20 protein-coding genes and 1 other RNA gene are annotated in these 20,465 nt (G+C 45.6%); 14 read left to right on the top strand and 7 right to left on the bottom strand.

What is annotated here, in order from left to right:
* Positions 1-2: 2 nt before the first annotated feature.
* Positions 3-2,261: a DNA topoisomerase IV subunit A gene (parC, locus tag L1D22_RS12715; protein ID WP_239830077.1), complete on the top strand. Its 2,259-nt coding sequence runs from the start codon at positions 3-5 to the stop codon at positions 2,259-2,261.
* 119 nt (positions 2,262-2,380) lie between these two features.
* Here parC and degS read toward each other — a convergent pair whose 3' ends face one another.
* The 3 genes from degS to zapG all read right to left on the bottom strand — a co-directional run bounded on the left by degS (position 2,381) and on the right by zapG (position 5,541).
* Complete coding sequence (gene degS, locus L1D22_RS12720) at positions 2,381-3,445, bottom strand: outer membrane-stress sensor serine endopeptidase DegS (RefSeq protein ID WP_239830078.1); 1,065 nt, start codon at positions 3,443-3,445, stop codon at positions 2,381-2,383.
* A gap of 158 nt (positions 3,446-3,603) precedes the next feature.
* Complete coding sequence (locus tag L1D22_RS12725) at positions 3,604-4,959, bottom strand: Do family serine endopeptidase (protein WP_239830106.1); 1,356 nt, start codon at positions 4,957-4,959, stop codon at positions 3,604-3,606.
* A gap of 126 nt (positions 4,960-5,085) precedes the next feature.
* A complete protein-coding gene (gene zapG / locus L1D22_RS12730) occupies positions 5,086-5,541 on the bottom strand; it encodes a Z-ring associated protein ZapG (RefSeq protein WP_132762219.1) in 456 nt (151 codons plus the stop codon).
* A gap of 220 nt (positions 5,542-5,761) precedes the next feature.
* Here zapG and zapE point away from each other — a divergent pair, with 220 nt between their 5' ends.
* The 8 genes from zapE (at position 5,762) to sspB (ending at position 12,100) form a co-directional block, all read left to right on the top strand.
* Positions 5,762-6,865: a cell division protein ZapE gene (gene zapE / locus L1D22_RS12735; RefSeq protein WP_239830079.1), complete on the top strand. Its 1,104-nt coding sequence runs from the start codon at positions 5,762-5,764 to the stop codon at positions 6,863-6,865.
* Between the two features lie 247 nt (positions 6,866-7,112).
* Positions 7,113-7,541, top strand: a complete 429-nt coding sequence (gene rplM, locus L1D22_RS12740) for a 50S ribosomal protein L13 (RefSeq protein WP_010434689.1) — start codon at positions 7,113-7,115, stop codon at positions 7,539-7,541.
* Positions 7,542-7,554: 13 nt separating this feature from the next.
* Positions 7,555-7,947: a 30S ribosomal protein S9 gene (gene rpsI, locus L1D22_RS12745; protein WP_004740758.1), complete on the top strand. Its 393-nt coding sequence runs from the start codon at positions 7,555-7,557 to the stop codon at positions 7,945-7,947.
* Between the two features lie 330 nt (positions 7,948-8,277).
* Positions 8,278-8,868: a ubiquinol-cytochrome c reductase iron-sulfur subunit gene (petA, locus tag L1D22_RS12750; protein WP_004740757.1), complete on the top strand. Its 591-nt coding sequence runs from the start codon at positions 8,278-8,280 to the stop codon at positions 8,866-8,868.
* Positions 8,868-10,133 (top strand): cytochrome bc complex cytochrome b subunit, encoded by a 1,266-nt coding sequence (locus L1D22_RS12755; protein WP_017629361.1) that lies wholly within the window; start codon positions 8,868-8,870, stop codon positions 10,131-10,133. The genes petA and L1D22_RS12755 overlap by 1 nt, the downstream gene beginning before the upstream one ends.
* On the top strand, positions 10,130-10,867 hold the full coding sequence (locus L1D22_RS12760) for a cytochrome c1 (RefSeq protein ID WP_239830080.1): 738 nt from the start codon (positions 10,130-10,132) through the stop codon (positions 10,865-10,867). Before L1D22_RS12755 ends, L1D22_RS12760 begins: the two co-directional genes overlap by 4 nt.
* 97 nt (positions 10,868-10,964) lie before the next feature.
* On the top strand, positions 10,965-11,600 hold the full coding sequence (gene sspA, locus L1D22_RS12765) for a stringent starvation protein SspA (RefSeq protein ID WP_017629359.1): 636 nt from the start codon (positions 10,965-10,967) through the stop codon (positions 11,598-11,600).
* Positions 11,601-11,605: 5 nt separating this feature from the next.
* A complete protein-coding gene (gene sspB / locus L1D22_RS12770) occupies positions 11,606-12,100 on the top strand; it encodes a ClpXP protease specificity-enhancing factor (protein ID WP_164913282.1) in 495 nt (164 codons plus the stop codon).
* Positions 12,101-12,200: 100 nt separating this feature from the next.
* Here sspB and L1D22_RS12775 read toward each other — a convergent pair whose 3' ends face one another.
* The 4 genes from L1D22_RS12775 to L1D22_RS12790 are packed head-to-tail and all read right to left on the bottom strand — an operon-like array spanning position 12,201 to position 15,618.
* On the bottom strand, positions 12,201-12,806 hold the full coding sequence (locus L1D22_RS12775) for a BON domain-containing protein (RefSeq protein ID WP_239830081.1): 606 nt from the start codon (positions 12,804-12,806) through the stop codon (positions 12,201-12,203).
* A gap of 16 nt (positions 12,807-12,822) precedes the next feature.
* Entirely contained in the window at positions 12,823-13,413 is a 591-nt protein-coding gene (locus tag L1D22_RS12780) for a phosphoheptose isomerase (protein ID WP_010434705.1), read from the bottom strand.
* A 2-nt stretch (positions 13,414-13,415) separates the two neighbouring features.
* Positions 13,416-13,814, bottom strand: a complete 399-nt coding sequence (locus L1D22_RS12785) for a YraN family protein (RefSeq protein WP_123301480.1) — start codon at positions 13,812-13,814, stop codon at positions 13,416-13,418.
* Positions 13,801-15,618, bottom strand: coding sequence for a penicillin-binding protein activator (locus L1D22_RS12790; protein ID WP_239830082.1), 1,818 nt, complete (start codon positions 15,616-15,618; stop codon positions 13,801-13,803). Before L1D22_RS12790 ends, L1D22_RS12785 begins: the two co-directional genes overlap by 14 nt.
* 61 nt (positions 15,619-15,679) lie before the next feature.
* Here L1D22_RS12790 and rsmI point away from each other — a divergent pair, with 61 nt between their 5' ends.
* The 5 genes from rsmI to L1D22_RS12815 all read left to right on the top strand — a co-directional run bounded on the left by rsmI (position 15,680) and on the right by L1D22_RS12815 (position 20,454).
* Positions 15,680-16,546: a 16S rRNA (cytidine(1402)-2'-O)-methyltransferase gene (gene rsmI, locus L1D22_RS12795; RefSeq protein WP_239830083.1), complete on the top strand. Its 867-nt coding sequence runs from the start codon at positions 15,680-15,682 to the stop codon at positions 16,544-16,546.
* Positions 16,547-16,760: 214 nt separating this feature from the next.
* An RNA gene (gene rnpB, locus L1D22_RS12800) (RNase P RNA component class A) lies at positions 16,761-17,200 on the top strand.
* Positions 17,201-17,428: 228 nt separating this feature from the next.
* Positions 17,429-18,379: a 16S rRNA (cytosine(1402)-N(4))-methyltransferase RsmH gene (gene rsmH / locus L1D22_RS12805; RefSeq protein WP_017059280.1), complete on the top strand. Its 951-nt coding sequence runs from the start codon at positions 17,429-17,431 to the stop codon at positions 18,377-18,379.
* A 3-nt stretch (positions 18,380-18,382) separates the two neighbouring features.
* Positions 18,383-18,700 carry a cell division protein FtsL gene (ftsL, locus tag L1D22_RS12810; RefSeq protein ID WP_048662657.1) on the top strand — a complete coding sequence of 106 codons (318 nt, stop codon included), beginning with the start codon at positions 18,383-18,385 and terminating at the stop codon, positions 18,698-18,700.
* Complete coding sequence (locus L1D22_RS12815; RefSeq protein ID WP_239830084.1) at positions 18,697-20,454, top strand: penicillin-binding transpeptidase domain-containing protein; 1,758 nt, start codon at positions 18,697-18,699, stop codon at positions 20,452-20,454. The genes ftsL and L1D22_RS12815 overlap by 4 nt, the downstream gene beginning before the upstream one ends.
* Positions 20,455-20,465 lie beyond the last annotated feature (11 nt).

Genomic DNA, 20,465 nt, shown 5'->3' on the forward strand with positions numbered 1-20,465 from the left:
GGATGTCTAACGAAATTACATTTGATGGCGTTGAACAGTTGCCAATGCGCAAGTTCACCGAAGACGCCTATTTAAACTACTCAATGTACGTGATCATGGATCGTGCATTGCCTTATATTGGTGACGGCCTTAAGCCCGTTCAGCGCCGTATTATCTATGCGATGTCTGAGCTTGGCTTATCTGCCGCTTCGAAATATAAAAAATCAGCACGCACCGTTGGTGACGTACTAGGTAAGTATCACCCGCACGGTGACTCTGCTTGTTACGAAGCGATGGTTCTAATGGCGCAGCCGTTCTCTTACCGCTACCCATTGGTAGATGGTCAAGGTAACTGGGGGGCACCGGATGATCCGAAATCATTCGCTGCAATGCGTTATACCGAAGCGAAACTGTCTAAGTTTGCTGAAGTTCTGCTGGGTGAATTAGGCCAAGGCACGGTTGAATGGCAACCAAACTTTGATGGCACGATGAAAGAGCCACAAATGCTGCCAGCACGTCTACCTCATATCCTACTGAACGGTATTACGGGTATCGCGGTAGGTATGGCAACCGACATTCCACCACACAACGTGCGTGAGATTGCCGACGCAACTATTAAGTTGATCGATAGCCCTAAATCTGAGCTATCGGACATCATGGAAAGCGTGCAAGGTCCTGATTACCCAACAGAAGCAGAGATCATCTCTCCGAAGTCGGATATCGAAAAGATCTACAAGACAGGTCGCGGCAGCATCAAGATGCGCGCGGTTTGGCATAAAGAAGGCTCTGATATTGTTATCACAGCTCTGCCTCATCAAGTGTCAGGCGCTAAGCTGCTTGAGCAAATCGCTAACCAGATGCGCGCTAAGAAGCTACCAATGGTTGACGATCTGCGTGATGAGTCGGATCACGAGAACCCAACGCGTATCGTAGTGGTTCCTCGTTCGAATCGTATCGATTGTGATCAACTGATGAGTCACCTATTTGCTTCGACAGATCTTGAGAAGAACTTCCGTGTTAACTTGAACATGATTGGCTTAGACAATCGTCCTCAAGTTAAAGGTCTGGTACAAATTCTCAAAGAGTGGATTGAGTTCCGTCGCACAACCGTTCGCCGTCGTCTGCAATACCGTCTAGACAAAGTATTAGCTCGCTTACATATCTTGGAAGGCTTGTTGGTTGCTTACCTCAATATTGATGAAGTGATTGAAATCATTCGTACAGAAGACGAACCGTGTCCTGTGCTGATGAGCCGCTTCAATATTACCGAGACACAAGCGAACGCTATCTTAGACATTAAACTTCGTAACTTAGCTAAGTTAGAAGAATTTAAGATTCGTGCCGAGCAAGAAGAGCTTGAAGCAGAACGCGATAAGCTTGAAAAACTGCTGGGTTCTGAGCGTCGTCTAAACACCCTGATCAAGAAAGAAATTCAAGCGGATGCCGAGAAATATGGTGACGATCGTCGTTCTCCATTGGTTGAACGTGCAGAAGCGAAAGCGCTAACTGAGCGTGACCTTGTTCCTAGTGAACCAATCACGGTTGTGCTGTCTGAGAAAGGTTGGATTCGTCATGCGAAAGGGCATGAGGTTGACGCAGAGGGCTTGAACTACAAGTCTGGCGATAAATTCTTAGCGAGTGCTAAAGGTAAGAGTAACCAACAAGCGGTGTTCCTTGGCAGTGATGGCCGAAGCTATTCCCTTGAGTCTCACTCATTACCGTCGGCACGAAGCCAAGGTGAGCCGATTACAGGTCGCTTGAATGTCAGTCCTGGAACTTCTATCCGTCAAGTAGTGATGGGTGAGGATGAGCAGCTTTGGTTAGTCGGTTCCGATGCCGGATACGGTTTTGTTTGTAAGGGCAGTGATCTGCTGTCGAAGAACAAGAGCGGTAAAGCGTTAGTGAACTTGCCACAGTCTTCTGAAGTGATGATGCCAAGCCCGATTGCTGATTTGGACAGTAACCAGATTCTAGCGATTACGAACCAAGGGCGTATGTTGTTGTTCCCGATTAAAGACCTACCTCAACTGAGCAAAGGTAAGGGTAACAAGATCATCAACATCCCTTCTGCGAAAGCAAAAGAGCGTGAAGAGTTTGTATCGCACTTGATGGCCATCCCAGAGAATGCAACCCTGACTATCTACGCGGGTAAACGTAAGCTTGGTTTGAAACCATCGGATCTTGAAAACTTCCGTGGTGAACGTGGTCGTCGTGGTGGGTTACTGCCGAGAGGATTACAGCGAGTGACTCGTATCGATATCGATGAGCCAAGTGAATCATAGAGACGCTTGATAGCATCTTCGGATAAAAGAAAACCCAGCTTGAAAGCTGGGTTTTTTGTATCCGTATACTTTTGTATTCGTACTTTAGTGCTTTGAACAGCTAATCTGTAGAGCTTAACTTATAAGCGAGTATCTTCAGCTATGGTGACCTTAAGAGTCTTGTTCTCACCCTGGCGTAATATACCGACATCGATAACTGTGCCCGGACGTAAGTCGGTAACGATGTCCATTACACTCTGTCGTCCTTTCACTTGGGTGTTGTTGATGCTGACAATGATATCTTGTGCCTCAAAGCCTGCATCAGCTGCTGGACCATTCGGGTCTATGCCTAATACAACAATCCCACCGATGTTCTTATTGCCAAGCAAGCGTGACGTCACCGAGTTGATGTCTTGCCCGTCGATACCGATATAACCACGAATGACCCGGCCATCTGCGATGATCTTCTCCATGATTTTATTAGCTAGTGGGTAAGGGATAGCAAATGAGATCCCGTAGGTTTCCATATCCGTAGCTTGTTGGAAAGAAGCCGTATTGATGCCGACTAACTCACCTTGTGAGTTGACTAATGCACCACCAGAGTTACCTTCATTGATCGCTGCATCGGTTTGGATAAAGGCTTGATGTCCATCAGCACTGATCGAAGAGCGACCTGTTGCGGAGATGATGCCAAAGGTGGTCGTTTGACCTAGGTTATATGGGTTACCGATCGCTAGTACCACATCACCGACTTTGGCCTTGTAGCTTGGGTTTAATGGGATTACGGGTAGGTTGTCACCGCTGACTCTCAGTATCGCGATATCGGTGCGCTTGTCTGAGCCGACAAGTTGCGCGGCAGCGACTCGGCCATCTTGAAGTGCCACTACGATTTGGTCAGCCTGAGCAACTACGTGGAAGTTAGTAATGATATAGCCTTTTTCGCTGACAATGACTCCTGAACCCAAACCTTGAGTCAGCAGTTTGTTACGATTGCTTTCAGCGTATTTACGGCTATAAATATTGACCACAGCTGGCGCCGCGCGGCGTACAGCTTGATTAAATGAAATCTGAAGTGAACCGATGTTATCCACTTTAGGATTAGTAACGTCAGCAACAATAGCGGGCCTTAAGCTCGGAAATGCGAAAAGAATAAGAGTCGCTGAAACGAGTCCAAGGGAAATAGAACGAAATAGAAAGGACAGCATGTTTCCCTCTTCAACAAGTAAGGTGTGAAGCCTCCGTAGATGGATGACTGACTTGATTACTAGTGAAGCATAGCATTTTGATTCATCTAAAGAAAAGGGAGACTGAGTAAGTTTAAAGCAAACTTACTGAGCCTCCCTATTATTACGCTGACGTATGACTATCGAATAACGAGGTAGATAATCCTGTCACCGCGTTGGATATTTAGCGCCAATACGCCAGGCTGTTTCTCAATAATCTCTCTAAATTCAGCAAGGTTCTTAACGGTTTGGCGATTGACGCCAATAATGATGTCGTCTTTGAGAAGTTGATAAGCTTCGGCAGGTGATCCTTGAGCCACACTTGACACCTTTACGCCCGTTGCTGAGTCGCTGTCTGTTGTGTTGGTAAGCTCTGCACCAGCTAAGCCTTCATGCAGTTTCTCTGCTTGTGTCTTACTGTTGGTTGATTCACCAAGGGTGACGTCAAAGGTTTTACTCTTTCCATCGCGAACTACACCAAGCTCAATTTGCTTGCCCGCACCTAGTGTGGCCACTTTCGCTCTGAGTTCACTGAAGGTATCAATGCGTTTGCCATTAATAGAGACAATAATGTCTCCGGCTTTAAGTCCCGCTTTGTCTGCTGCGCTATCAGGTACAATTTGGCTAACAAAGGCGCCTTTACTTGATTCATAACCGAGTGCTTCTGCCAATTCAGAGGTCACTTCCCCACCTTGAACACCAAGCATGCCGCGTTTTACTTCACCGAAGTCGAGAATTTGATCTGTCAGATTTTTCATCATATTGGATGGGATCGCAAAGCCGATACCGACATTACCTCCGTTAGGGCCAAGAATGGCAGTGTTGATACCAATCAGTTCACCGTTGAGGTTCACTAGTGCGCCACCAGAGTTACCGCTGTTGATTGCGGCATCGGTTTGAATGAAGTTCTCAAAGTTCTCTAGGTTTAGGCCGCTACGACCGAGCGCAGAAACAATGCCTGATGTCACGGTTTGACCTAGTCCAAACGGGTTACCAATTGCGACACTAAAATCACCGACTCTTAACTTGTCCGAGTCTGCGACTTTTATCTGGGTAAGGTTCTTGGCTTTTTCGAGTTTAAGCAGTGCGATATCCGACATCTGGTCGCCACCGATAAGCTCGGCATCGTATTCTCGACCATCATGAAGTTTTACTTTGATATCGTCGGCGCCATTAATGACATGATAATTGGTGACGATATGACCTTTCTCAGCGTCAATGATGACACCCGATCCCAAACCTCGGAATGGACGCTCTCGTGTTTGTTCGGGGCCAAAAAAGAATTGAAATTGTTCAGGGATTTGCTGACGTTGTACCTGTTTGCCTTCTACGGCAATACTTACCACAGCGGGGGTCACTTGTTCAAGCATGGGCGCGAGGCTTGGTAATTGTTCGTTACCCACACTTAATGGCAGTGCGGCCGTTGCTTGAATGGGGGTGATGATTGAACTTAAGCTTAAAGTCAGTACTGATAAAGCAAGCAAAGGTTTTTTCATCATAAACTCCTCTCTAGTTAAGGTCTTACATCTCTCATATTTGGTATAAGTATGAGAAGTTTCAAGTGACCTGAGTGAAAGTTATGACTCAAAAACCTTTGTAAAGTTCACAGAAGTGTTAAATGTTTATGATGCTTTTGCTGTCACTACATCAGGAGCGTCAATGATCTCTTTCTTCTGTTCTGTAAATAAACCGGTTGCGCCATTCGCGTAATCTTTCGGTTGTTCCTCAAGCGTCGCTTCCTTAATTGAAGGCTTATCTTGTGGTTTATCCGAATGAGCTGCGGCTGTTTTCACAAACGGGTTATCTTGCTCTGGCAGGTTAGGAATCAGCTCTGAGCTCGTTTTTTCCATGTGTTGGTACAGCTTCGTGTAGTCCTTGCCTAAGGTGTCCAACATTTCTGCTGACTTCGCAAAGTGATCAGCCAGCTCTTGTCGCTGCTGTTCCAGGGCAAACTTTGCGCTATCCAATTCTTTCTGTACGTTCTTTTGTTTTTTGTATTCAGGTGTCATAAGACGAGAAATAGCGACACCTAAAATAACTCCGATTAGTAAACCGGCAACGGCATACATCCAAGGCATAACAGCTCCTTATTATTGTTTTTTAACATGTTTGTTACTGCTTAGTTACACGTGCTACGGCTCCATGGTACTATGAGAAAGCCGCAGTATAAAGAGAAATGCGTGTGCGCTAGTTAGCAGTTTAGTGCTGCATTATTCACCGCATTACTTAATCTATCGTACTGTCTGAGCCCATTTTTATTTGCTGTCTGAATATCGCTTTCATTGTGGAAATGTCGTCATGAATCCCATCAAAAAATACGAACAAGATATAAAAGAACATGGATTTCAAAGAGATCCAGCACAAGAGCAAGCAGTTAAATCTTTAGATGAACTCTTTCATCAATTCCAAGATTACATGAATACGCCCATTCCTCAACTGACTCGATTCCAGAAATTATTGGGTAAAAAGCCAGAACTGCCACAACCACCGAAAGGTCTCTATTTTTGGGGGGGTGTAGGGCGCGGTAAAACTTATCTAATGGATACGTTCTACGATGCCTTACCGACCACTAAAAAAATGCGTGTTCACTTTCACCGCTTTATGTATCGAGTGCATGATGAGTTGAAGGGGCTCGGTAATGTCAGTGATCCATTGCCTTTGGTCGCGGATAAATTAAAAGAAGAGGCGGATATTATCTGCTTCGATGAATTCTTTGTTTCTGATATCACGGATGCCATGATCCTAGGAACTTTGTTCCAAGAGTTATTCGCTCGTAACGTTATCTTGGTGGCAACGTCAAACATTCCGCCGGCAGATCTGTATCGCAATGGTTTGCAACGCGCGCGTTTCTTGCCTGCAATTAAGCTGATTCAAGATAACTGCCATATTCTTAATGTTGATAGCGGCATTGATTATCGCCTACGTACCTTAGAGCAGGCTGAAATTTATCATTACCCGTTGGATAGCCAAGCGAATATCAACCTTGAAAAGTATTACGCTCAGCTTGTTGGTGAAGATAAAGAGAAGCTTAAGCAGATCGAGGTTAACCACCGTCAACTGGATGTCGTTGAAGCGAGTGATGGCGTACTGCATGGTACTTTTGCTCAGCTTTGCCAGTCGGCTCGTAGCCAGAATGACTACATTGAGCTTTCTCGTGTCTACCATACCGTTCTGTTGGCTGATGTGTTGCAAATGGGCGCGACTTCAGATGACGCAGCGAGACGTTTTATCGCGTTGGTGGATGAGTTCTACGAGCGTAATGTGAAATTGATTATTTCAGCGGAAGTTGAGCTAGAAAAATTGTATACCCATGGGCAGCTAGAGTTTGAATTTAAACGTTGTCAGTCGCGTTTGATCGAAATGCAGAGCCATGAATATTTGGCAAAAGAACACTTAAGTTAGCTCTGATTATCTCGAATAAGAAATAGAATTAAAAAAATCGTGATTTTGTTCAAAAAGAGGTGATTTTTTCTTCGCTCTTCTCTATAATCCTGCGACCTACCGTTACTGCGGGCCTCTAGCGATGAGTAAAATCACGTTATGCCAAGAGTTTTCCAACACTCGAAGGGGTGATGAATGGTAACTCTTAGACAGTGGGAATACGCGAGTATTCCTTAAGTGTAAATTTTTTAAATAGGTAATTATTAGCATGAAAACTTTCGTTGCTAAACCAGAAACTGTAAAACGCGACTGGTATGTTGTAGACGCTGAAGGCAAAACTCTTGGCCGTCTAGCAAGTGAAATCGCTTCTCGCCTACGCGGCAAGCACAAAGCAGAATACACTCCTCACGTAGACACTGGTGATTACATCATCGTTGTTAACGCTGAGAAAGTTGCTGTAACTGGTAACAAAGCTAAGGGTAAGGTTTACTACCGTCACTCTGAGTTCCCAGGTGGTCTTAAAACTATCACTTTTGAAAAGCTAATTGCTAAGAAGCCAGAAATGGTTCTAGAACTAGCAGTTAAAGGTATGCTTCCACGTGGTCCTCTAGGCCGCGCGATGTACCGTAAGCTTAAAGTGTACGCTGGTACTGAGCACAACCATGTTGCTCAACAGCCACAAGTACTAGACATCTAAGGGGATTATGAAAATGGCAGAGAATCAATACTACGGCACTGGTCGTCGCAAAAGCTCAGCAGCTCGTGTTTTCATCAAACCAGGCTCTGGTGAGATCGTAATCAACAAGCGTAGCCTTGATGTTTACTTCGGTCGTCCAACTTCTCGTATGGTTGTTAAGCAACCTCTTGAGCTAGTTGAACTAACTGAGAAACTTGACCTTTACATCACTGTTTCTGGTGGTGGTATTTCTGGTCAAGCTGGCGCAATCCGCCACGGTATCACTCGCGCTCTTATGGAGTACGATGAAACTCTACGTCCTGCTCTACGTGCAGCTGGCTACGTTACTCGTGACGCTCGTTGCGTTGAACGTAAGAAAGTTGGTCTACGTAAAGCACGTCGTAAACCTCAATTCTCTAAGCGTTAATTTTTCTTTACGAAAAAGTACACGCTCCCAGTTTTATTACTGGAATTGTGGTTCAAAGCTCGGCTATATGCCGGGCTTTTTGTTTTTATACCCCCGCTAAACGCTTTCCCTCTCTCGTTTTATTTCCAAATTCTTATATTTTGAAAGCTTTTGTAACCCAATGTGCGCTTTGCCTCATGATTGTTACAAAAAGGTAGCTTTATCTTGTCAAAAAGTAGGGTTTTATTTATCATTTGCCGTCAATAAATAGAACTAAATACATATTTTGTTAGCCATGCTCTTTAATCGGAATGATTTCAATCCATAAGGAGCAAATGGGAGAATGTTTGGATGAGCAACGCGCCTTTAAATAACGGTCGCAGGCGTTTCTTAACCGCAACAACAGCCGTTGTTGGTGGTTTAGGAGCAGCTGCTGTAGCCGTGCCTTTTATTAAATCATGGAATCCGAGTGCCAAGGCGAAAGCTGCGGGCGCGCCGGTGGAAGTGGAAGTCAGTAAGTTGGAACCGGGACAAATGGTTCGTGTCGAGTGGCAAGGTAAACCTGTATGGGTTGTACGCCGTGCTGAATCGGTATTAGAAAACCTAAAGTCTATTGGTGGTCAACTTCGTGATCCTCAATCTGAAGCTGAACAACAACCTGAATACGCACAGAACGAATTCCGTTCAATTAAGCCGGAATTCTTCGTTGCTGTTGGTTTCTGTACGCACTTAGGTTGTTCTCCAACTTACCTGCCAGATTCTTTTGCAGAACAAGTTCAGGGTGTTAAGTCTGGTTTCTTCTGTCCGTGTCATGGTTCGAAATTTGATATGGCTGGTCGAGTATTCCAAGGCGTACCTGCACCGTTGAACCTTGTTGTGCCAAAGCATATGTATTTAAGCGACACCAAGATCCTTATCGGTATTGACGAGGGAGATGCATAATGCAAGGACTACTAGACTGGGTAGAAAAACGTATACCCGCGATGAATGCTTACAAAAAGCACTTATCTGAATACCCAATGCCTAAGAACTTTAACTTTTGGTACCTTTTCGGTTCTTTGGCAATGTTGGTGTTGGTTAACCAAATCCTTACAGGTATTTGGCTAACAATGAATTACGTACCGTCTGGCGACGGTGCATTTGCTTCTGTTGAATACATCATGCGTGATGTGGAATACGGCTGGCTACTACGTTACATGCACTCGACGGGTGCTTCGGCATTCTTCGTTGTTATCTACCTGCACATGTTCCGTGGTCTAATCTACGGTTCTTACCAAAAACCTCGTGAGCTACTTTGGATCTTCGGTATGTTGATCTTCTTAGTGCTTATGGCTGAGGCTTTCATGGGGTACTTACTACCATGGGGTCAAATGTCTTACTGGGGTGCTCAGGTAATCATTTCTCTGTTTGGTGCGATCCCTGTTATAGGTGATGACCTAACGCTTTGGATCCGTGGTGACTACATCATCTCTGGTGCAACGCTGAACCGTTTCTTCGCACTGCACGTTATCGCACTACCAATTGTTCTTCTGCTGCTTATCGTACTTCACGTACTGGCTCTGCACGAAGTGGGTTCGAACAACCCTGACGGCATCGAGACTAAGCTTCCGAAAGGCACCATGGGCGACGACTACAAAACTCAGTTCCCATTCCACAAGGATTACACTAAGAAATACGACATCATCGACTCTATTCCTTTCCACCCATACGGGACTGTGAAAGATATGGTAGGCGTTGCTGGTTTCCTATTCTTGTTCTGTTATGTGCTGTTCTTTAACCCAGAGATGGGTGGATACTTCCTTGAGCCGCCTAACTTTGAAGCTGCAAACCCACTGAAAACACCAGAGCACATTGCTCCAGTTTGGTACTTCACGCCGTTCTACGCTGTACTTCGTGCTGTTCCTGATAAGCTGCTAGGTGTAGTAGCAATGGGTGCATCTATTGTTGTGCTATTCCTACTGCCATGGTTCGACCGTTGTAAAGTGCGCTCTTACCGTTACCGTAGCAAACTGCATTTGATTAACATCATCCAATTCACAATAAGCTTTATTGCGCTTGGTGTACTTGGTGCGCTTCCAGCAACGCCAACATACACGCTACTAGCTCAAATCTTTAGCTTAGGTTACTTCATGTTCTTCGTTCTACTGTGGTTCTACAGTAAAAATGAAGCGACGAAACCATTACCAGAAAGGGTGACATTCAAATGAAAAAGTGGATTGTAATTTTATTTGCTATGTTGCCGTCATTGGCGATGGCAGCGGGTGCAAACGTACCATTAGACAAAGCAAACAACGACTTAACAGATAAAGCTTCATTGCAAAATGGCGCTAAGATGTTCATGAACTACTGTTTTGCTTGTCACTCAACGCAGTACCAGCGCTATGAACGTGTTGCGAATGATTTAGAGATCCCAGTTGATCTAATGAAGGAAAATCTGATTTTCGACCCTGAAGCGAAAATCGGTAGCTTGATGGTTAACGCGATGCCTTCAGAGCAAGCGGCAAGTTGGTTTGGTGCTCCGCCACCTGACCTAACTTTGGTTGCTCGTGTTCGTGGTGCCGATTGGCTATACACGTACCTTCGTACTTTCTATGAAGATCCATCACGTCCATTTGGTGTGAACAACATTGTTTTCCCAAGCGTTGGTATGCCGCACGTTCTTGAAGAGCTGCAAGGTATCCCGACACCAGTCTACGATACTCATATGGTAGATGGCGAAGAGGTAACAGTAGTTGTTGGTACTGAAACTGACGGTTCTGGTGAACTAAGTTCTGGTGAATACGACGAAGCGGTTCGTGACCTTGTTAACTTTTTGGTTTACTCAGGCGACCCAGTTCAACTTGAGCGTCACGCTATGGGTTGGTGGGTAATGGCGTTCTTAGTCATCTTCACTATCATCGTGATTTTGCTTAAGAAAGAGTATTGGCGTGATGTGCACTAATTGTGCTATAATACCGTGCTAATTCCCAAATTATGTTAATGTTCAATGGAGGCTTTAGGCCTCCATTGTTTTTATTTAAAGTGTACTGGAGGGCTCCATGGCTGTAGCTGCCAATAAACGTTCTGTAATGACTCTTTTCTCAAGTGCTTCTGATATGTATAGCCATCAGGTGCGCATCGTTCTTGCTGAAAAAGGCGTAAGTGTTGAAGTTGAGTTGGTTGATGAGAAAAATCTACCAGCAGAGCTTGTTGAACTGAACCCGTACAAATCAGTACCAACTCTTGTTGATCGTGAGCTTGCTCTATATGACTCAAAGATCATCATGGAATACCTAGATGAGCGTTTTCCTCATCCACCATTGATGCCTGTATACCCGGTTGCTCGTGGTAACAGCCGTCTAATGATGTACCGCATTGAGCGTAACTGGTATTCAGTTGCAGAGAAGATCGTTAAAGGCAACGCTGAAGAATCTGAAGCTGCTCGCGTTAAACTACGCAACGACCTACTGACTCTTGCTCCAATCTTCGCTGAGTATGAATACTTTATGAGCGAAGAGTTTAGCCTAATTGATTGCTACCTAGCTCCGCTACTATGGCGTTTACCTGAGCTTGGTATTGAACTGATTGGCCCTGGTTCTAAAGAACTTAAAGTTTACATGAACCGCGTATTTGAACGTGATTCATTCCTAGCTTCTCTAACTGAAGCTGAGCGCGAGATGCGACTCGTTCGCTAAGCGTTATGGATATTTCAAATATGACACCACGCCGTCCATACATGCTTCGTGCATTTTACGATTGGCTGGTTGATAACGAATTGACTCCCCACCTTGTTGTTGAAGCAACATTACCGGGTGTGCGAGTACCAGAAGAGTTTGTTCAAGATGGTCAGATCATTCTGAACATTGCGCCTCGTGCTGTTGGACAACTTGAACTGGGTAACGAAGCAGTGACGTTTAGTGCACGCTTTAGTGGTCGCCCACACTCTGTGATCGTGCCACTTTACGCAGTACAAGCGATTTACGCTCGTGAGAACGGTGCTGGCACCATGTTTGAACCTGAAGAGGCTTACATGGAAGCGTTTGAAGAAGGGATTGAAGAAACTCCTTTTGAAGAACCAGAAAAAGGCCCATCTTTGAGCGTAGCAACGGCAGATGTAGATGCTGAAGAGCCTGACTCAGACCCTGAGCCACCTCGTCCAGCAAAAGGTCGCCCAAGCCTTCGTGTTATCAAATAACGTTAGTTAAATAACGAACCCGAATAAAAAAAGCAGTGACTCGTCGCTGCTTTTTCTTTTTGTGCAATATGCTGCTTTCTACAAAGCTTCAGATAAAACGCTAATTAACGGCTGTCTCTTCTTCGCCATATTCAAATGCTCGGATCACCTGTTTCACACCAGAGACATTGCGAGCCACTTCGGTTGCGATATCCGCATGCTCGCGAGAAACCAGTCCAAGCAGGAAGACCTCTGAATCCTCAGTAATTACCTTCACTTTAATACCATTTAACTCAGCATTAGCTAATAGTGCAGATTTCACCTTAGTAGTAATCCAACTGTCGTTACTGATGGCACTGATCGACAATGGTTGTTTAACACGAACCTGATTGTGGATACTCTCTACACCAGCCACATCTTTAGCTTGGCTCTCAAAAGCACGACGTTCAGCATCTGTTGTTGCTTGGCCCATTAACACCACAGAGCCGCGGTAAGAACTTGCAGTGACACGCACGCTACCACGGTAAGGTTGTTTGTTGGTGATAGCCGCGACTTCAAATTCGATATTGTTGTCGTTCCAAATTTCTTTGGTGGTTCGAGTGTCCGTGACTAGGTTTGCAGTAGTTGCTGCACCAGCAATGAAAATGCCAGCACAACCAGATAGGGACAGTGTAAGTAGCGAAACACTAATCAGCTTAAACAGCCTCATAGAGGTTAATGATTTCATTGTGATGCTCCGTATATCACTCTTCGTGAGCTGGGAAGAGTACTTGATCGATTAGGTCACATAGGCAGTGCAGTGTCACCATGTGTACTTCATGAATGCGCGCGGTACGGTGTGAAGGGATACGAATCTCTACATCGTGTTCACCAAGTAAACCTGCCATTTCACCACCATCTTTACCCGTAAAGGCGATGATGGTCATGTCACGAGTTACTGCCGCTTCCATTGCCTTGATGATGTTCTTGCTGTTACCGCTGGTAGAGATAGCTAACAAGATATCGCCAGTTTGACCAAACGCGCGTACCTGCTTGGAGAAGATCTCTTCATAGTGATAATCGTTAGCGACTGCCGTTAGCGTAGTGTTGTCTGCCATTAGCGCCATTGCAGGAAGGCTAGGGCGCTCGGTTTCAAAGCGATTAAGTAGGCACGATACAAATTGCTGAGCATTCGACGCCGAACCACCATTACCACAACAAAGAATTTTGTTTCCATTAAGCAAGGTCGCAACCATGGCTTGAGCGGCATGCGTGATTGCGTCTGGCAGTGCTTCTGCAGCCGCAATTTGGATTTGAATACTTTCTGTAAAACTTTCTTTAATGCTGTCTAGCATGTTTATCCTTGGGTAATCGCGTTTTGAATCCAATTGATATTGTCATTCGGCCCTTCAATGGCAACGATATCAAATCTGAAATCTGTAGAGTGCACCGACAGGCCTTGCTGCATCAGCCAAACATTAGCTGTTTTGAGTAGCTTCTGTGACTTCTTGGCTGTCACCATTTCTGCGGCATGTCCGTAGCGGGTTTGCTTGCGGTATTTTACCTCGGCAAACACAATCGTGTTGTTATGGCGCATTATAAGATCAATCTCGCCACATTTTGCTATGAAGTTTTCTTGAATTAACGATAAACCGTGGTTAATCAGATAAGATTTTGCCACGGCCTCGTATTTATCACCCACCTGTTTGTGGGTGATAGTTGGTTTCGCTAAGAACGTTCGGCTAAAAAGCCCCATGCTCTGCCCAGCTGATTTCACGTTGAACAACACAGTTGTTGTCGATAGTGAGCACACCTGTCTCACCTGGAATGCTATAACCCTGAACAGCCTTCATCTGTGGAAGAGCATCCATTAGGTAGTAAGCATCCATCCCAAGTGCTTGCAGACGCTTTTGGCCATTTGAGTATGAGGGCCATAGGTCGTTTAGCTCTTTGTTAAGTTCGTTCTTGTTCTCAACCAATAGTGGGATATCGCTGTAGAACACACCTGTCAGGTCTTCATACTGCTTGTCACCGCTGTTGCTGCGTGAGTTTGAAAACAGTGCTGGTTGGTCAGCATCTGGGTTAATCGCCACTTCAATGAAAGGCTTGATCAGCGTGAGCTCTGAGTTCTTCGCCACAATGTAGACAGAGTCGATGTCACGACGGCTGCGTGGCTCAGTTTCTAGGTCAAGGTTAAGCAGACCATCCATTTGAGCGATGCGTTGTTGGCTCTCTTGTAAACCGAACACCTGATTCACATTACGCTGTAGTTGACGCTTGTCTGAGAAGAAGCTGATTGCTACATCGTTGCTGCTGTATTTTTTCCACTCTTCTTTAAACGCTTGTTCAACGCGATCACCTAAACGTCCTTTTGGAGCAAGGATAAGCGGGTACTTGTAGCCTTGAGCAAAAAGATGCTTCGCTGCTTGAGCGACTTCTTGTTCAGGCGATAGAGCGAGATAGCAAATATTGGTATCAGGTTCTAGTTGCGTTGGAATGTTCAGAGCTAAAGCTGGAATCGAGTTCTCGTGGTTTTTCTGTGCTTGCTGAAGCTTAGTGATGTTGCTCTTAATCAGCGGACCAACGATGAAATCAACGTTGTTCTCTTCCAGTGTCGCTTTAATCTCAGCGGCGCTTTGCACGTTGGTATCCATAACCGTCAGCGTTGCATCTTCTTCGCGCTCTTTATCATTCATCATTGCAAAGATAAAACCATCACGAACGAGCTGTGCTTGCTTACCGTACTTACCTGTTAGCGGTAGCAGCAGTGCTGTGCTGGTTGGCTTGCTGATCTCTAGTGCCAAGATGTCGGTGATCGCTTGAGGTGTATAAGTAGCAGCTGGGTGCTGAGGATTCTCGGCTAACCAATCCGACAGGGTTTCCTGCAGGTTTGGAAGATTCGAGTTCAGCGTCTTCATGTAGATAGCCAGTTGTAACCAGCCTGAAAGCACATCTTCTGTCGGAGATGTTTTCAGTTCTAGAATCTCGTATTGAGAGTAGCTATTCAGGTTTTGCCAAATACGGTCGGCAGTTTGCTGTTGAAGCTCTTCGTCAGCCTCTAGGTACTCTGAATAGAGCACTAACTCGCGGCTTGCCTCGAAATACTCACTCTTAATCTCTGAGATGTTCGCGCGTAGCTCGTGATAATCTTTCCACTGTTCGTTAGGCAGTTTCCACCAAGGCTGGAAGTTCAGTTGGCTATAAGCTTGCTCCGGCTGTGAGTTATTGATTAACAGCTGAGCGCGAGCCAATTGCCATTCCGCTTGTTGAACTTCAGTTAGCTCTTGTTTTGCTAGGCGTTTGATAAGCAATGTTGCTTGATCGGTTTTTCCAGCTTGCACAGAAGATTTAAGCGCCATGATTAACCAGTCGTTTTGTAGACTTCCTTTGCTACTATCCGCCTGCATCATGTAACTTTCAGTTGATTGCGCTGGATCTAGTGTAATATCAACGCTTGTTGGTGCTTGAGGGCCTGAAGAACAAGCCGCCAATGTAATTGCTAATGCAATTGGAGTTAGTAAGCGTGGTACACTGAGTCTCTTATGGTTCATCGTTGCCATGAGTTCTTTAAATTCCGTATAAATTTGTATCTATATTAATCGTTGAAGTGATGGTAAACAAATGACAGATAACAAAACCTTGCTCACAGAGAGCCCAACTCTCTACATTGTGCCAACCCCAATCGGAAATTTGGGAGATATCACTCAAAGAGCAATTGAAATTTTATCAAGTGTCGATGTTATTGCAGCCGAAGACACACGCCACACGGGTAAGCTGCTTGCTCACTTCAATATATCAACCAGAACGTTCGCTTTACATGATCATAATGAACAAACTAAAGCGCAAGTTCTAGTCGAAAGGTTATTAGAAGGTCAGTCTATCGCATTAGTCTCTGATGCGGGTACACCTTTAATCAGTGACCCAGGTTACCATCTTGTATCACAATGTCGTCAAGCGGGTGTGAGAGTTGTGCCACTTCCTGGTGCTTGTGCTGTGATTACGGCGTTGAGTGCGTCTGGTTTACCGTCTGATCGTTTCAGCTTTGAAGGCTTTTTACCGCCAAAGAGCAAAGGTCGTAAAGATAAGTTCTTAGAGATCGCAAAAGCAGAACGCACGTGTATCTTCTACGAATCACCGCACCGTATTTCAGATTCTCTACAAGACATGCTTGAGATCTTAGGTCCAGACCGCGAAGTTGTGTTGGCGCGTGAGTTGACTAAAACATTCGAAACCATTCAAGGATTGCCATTGGGTGAGCTTATTGAGTGGATTGAAGAAGATTCGAACCGTAAGCGCGGTGAGATGGTGTTATTGATTCATGGTCACCGTGAAGAAGCGAGCACTGAACTGCCAGACGAAGCGACTCGCACGCTGGGTATTCTAACCAAAGAGTTACCTCTTAAAAAAGCGGCGGTAATGACAGCTGAAATCTACAACCTGAAAAAGAACGCGTTATATAAGTGGGGCCTTGAGCACCTAGATGGTTAACGCTAAATAACTAACAGGTCGTTAAATAGCGAAGTAGTCACTCAGTAGATAAGTTACTAGAGCGCTATTTCAAAGCTTGTGAGGAATGAGGGCAAACCCTTCATTCCTCTTTTTTTGCCTAGATTGTGTGAAATTCATGCGTTTACTTAGCGGTTTACAGCATATTTGTGATCTCGCTAGACACTGCACTCTAATCTCTATACAATCCGTCCTCGGAGTTGAACGGGTAATCGCTGCTTTGCTGATGTCCTTCGGGAGACTGACGTTGAGGTCCTTCGGGAAACTGACGTTGAAGTCCTTCGGGAGACTGGCAGAGGGGAGGAACGTCCGGGCTCCATAGAGCAGGGTGCCAGATAACGTCTGGGGGGCGCGAGCCCACGACAAGTGCAGCAGAGAGAAGACCGCCGATGGCCTCATTTCTTCGGAAGGGGCACAGGTAAGGCTGAAAGGGTGCGGTAAGAGCGCACCGTGCGACTGGCAACAGTTCGTAGCAAGGTAAACTCCACCCGGAGCAAGATCAAATAGGCCCTCACATTGCGTTGCTCGCGTATGGGGGCGGGTAGATTGCTTGAGCCTGTGAGCGATTGCAGGCCTAGACGAATGGTTACCGCCGCGCAAGCGGAACAGAACCCGGCGTATGTGTCAACTCCACCTATCTAAAGAACCCATCATTACTTAACGGTAGTGATGGGTTTTTTGCTTTATATTGACGTAAATTATTTAGATTTCCTTAGAATCCTTCATCCTGATATGAGCTTGGGTCAAAAATTCCCAAAGCCTATACACAATATGGTGGAGATACAGCGCGAAATCAGTACACTAAAACGTTAACAGAACAAATTATTGCCGAACTATTGGCTCAATCCACTCACTGAGAAGACTATGACAGAAGCATTCAAACATATTTCAGTATTGCTTAACGAATCTATTGACGGACTTGCGATCAAACCTGACGGTACCTACATCGATGGTACTTTTGGCCGTGGTGGTCACAGCCGTACAATCCTGTCTAAACTGGGCGAGAATGGACGACTCTTTAGTATCGACCGCGATCCACAAGCGATTGCAGAAGCACAAAAGATTGATGACCCTCGCTTTACGATTATTCACGGCCCTTTCTCAGGTATGGCTGAATATGCAGAGCGTTATGACTTAGTCGGTCAAGTGGATGGTGTTTTACTGGATTTAGGTGTTTCTTCACCACAGTTAGATGATGCAGAACGTGGCTTTAGCTTCATGAAAGATGGCCCGTTGGACATGCGTATGGATCCTACAACGGGTATTCCTGTTTCTCAGTGGTTAGTTGAAGCGGATCTTGATGACATCACTTGGGTTATCCGCGAGTTCGGTGAAGACAAACACGCTCGTCGTATCGCGAAAGGCATCATTGCTTATCAAGAAAACGAAGAGAACGAACCGTTAACGCGTACTGGCCAGTTGGCTAAGCTTATCTCTGATGTGGCTCCAAAGAGCTTCAAAGAGAAAAAGCACCCAGCGACACGTGCTTTCCAAGCATTTCGCATTTACATCAACAGTGAACTTGAAGAGATCGATACGGCACTAAAAGGCGCGGCAAGCATTCTTGCTCCTGAAGGCCGTTTGTCTGTTATCAGCTTCCACTCACTTGAAGATCGCATGGTGAAACGCTTTATCCGTAAAGAGAGCCAAGGCCCTCAAGTTCCACACGGCTTACCTTTGACTGAAGAGCAGATCAAAGCGCTAGGCAGTGCTGATCTTAAGCCAGTAGGTAAAGCGATCAAACCATCGAAAGGCGAAGTGGATGAGAATACTCGTTCACGTAGCTCAGTATTACGAATCGCAGAAAAGCTATAGTCAATGAAGACCTCCAAACCAAACTTAGCCAAGATAATATTTTTTGATTTGATCTCCGTGGGCAAGGTCCCATTGGTGCTTCTTATCTGTATCTTTGCGAGTGCAATGGGGGTCGTTCTCACGACACATATGTCACGTCAGGCGATCACGCAAAAAGACATGGCATTAGTGGAGCGAGAACAGCTTGATGATGAGTGGCGAAATTTAATGCTTGAAGAGACGGCTCTGGCTGAACACAGTCGCGTTCAAGCATCGGCAAAACGAGAGCTAGACATGAAACGTCCAGACTCTGACAAAGAAGTTGTGATCACACTGAAATGACCGGTAAAAAGGAAAAAGCACCCGCGAAAACCGTTAATAAATCAACGAAAGAGCGTGTGAAGAGCGAAAAGGATTCGGATCCCATTCTGATTAAATGGCGTTTTAACGTTGTTATTGCTTTCGTGTTTCTTGCCTTTGCTGCACTCGTAGGTCGTGTGGCTTACATCCAAATCATTGAACCAGATAATTTAATTCGTCAGGGCGACCTTCGCTCGGTACGTGTTAAAGCTATTCCTTCCGCTCGCGGTATTATCTCTGACCGCAATGGCGAACCGCTTGCTGTGAGTGTTCCGGTAGAAGCGGTATGGGCCGATCCTAAGACCATTTTCGATAAAAATGGCATGGCTCAGATTGATCGTTGGTATGCGTTAGCCGATGTACTTGGCCTAGAACGTCAATCGATGATCGACAAGATCTCTAGCAACAAATCCCGCCGATTTATTTATCTGCAAAGACAAGTTAGCCCTGCGATGGCTAAGTACATTCGTGAGCTAAAGCTGGTGGGCGTTGGTCTTAAAGCTGAATCTCGACGTTACTACCCAGCTGGCGAAGTTAGTGCGCACCTTATTGGTGTGACCGGAATAGATGGTCACGGCCTAGAAGGCGTTGAGCGTAGCTATGATAAATGGCTAACGGGCGAGGCGGGTAAGCGAACCATCCGTAAAGATCGTTATGGTCGTGTTGTTGAAAACATTGCTCTAGAAGAGCGTGAAGAAGGCAAGCCTCTTGAGTTAACGATTGATCAACGACTTCAGGCGATTGCTTATCGTGCGATCAAGCAAGCTGTGGCGGATCACAAAGCAACTTCAGGCTCTGCTGTACTACTCGATGTGAAAACGGGTGCCGTGTTAGCCATGGTTAATGCCCCTTCTTATAATCCGAACAATCGTGCTGATTTACAAAGCTTTAAGATGCGTAACCGGGTTCTGACCGATGCAATGGAACCGGGTTCTACCGTGAAACCTTTTGTGGTTTTGGCAGCGCTAGAGACCGGCACTGCGGACCCAGATATCGTTATTGATACAGGTAATGGCATTATGCAGATCGGTGGTAGTCGCGTACGAGATTCTTCTAAAGTCGGTAAGGCTGACTTAGCGCTGATCCTCAAGAAGTCGAGTAACATCGGCGTAGCGAAATTGGCACTTAATATGCCACTTGAAGCCTTGCTTGGAATGTATAGTTCGGTTGGCCTCGGCGAGATGTCTGGGCTCAATTTAGTTGGTGAAACGAGCGGTATTTTCCCTAATCGCCGCCGCTGGTCAAAGTTTGAAATTGCGACCTTAGCGTTCGGTTATGGCTTGTCGGTTACGCCGATGCAGTTGGCGCATGCTTATGCAACGCTAGCCAACAAAGGCATGTATGAACCGATTCATATTATTAAAAGTAACGACCAAGATTTTTCTAAGCAAATCATCAAGCGCGAGAACGCTGAGCTGGTTTTGAATATGCTAGAAGGGGTGACTCAAAAAGGCGGTACGGCAACAAGAGCTGCGGTACCAGGTTACCGAGTTGCAGCCAAAACGGGTACATCTCGTAAGGCTGAAGCGGGCGGGTACAGTGATGAATACATTGCGATCACCGCAGGCTTTGCTCCAGTCAGTGACCCAAGAGTGGCGCTGGTTGTTGTGGTCAATGAGCCTCAAGGTGATCTTTACTATGGCGGTTCAGTCGCTGCCCCCGTTTTTTCTGAAATCATGAAGGGTGCACTGCAAATACTCAATGTCCCTGCTGATGAAAACAAATTTCAAGAATAGAGCCAATCAGG

The sequence above is a fragment of the Vibrio sp. Isolate34 genome (assembly GCF_022397915.1).
GTDB lineage: Bacteria > Pseudomonadota > Gammaproteobacteria > Enterobacterales > Vibrionaceae > Vibrio.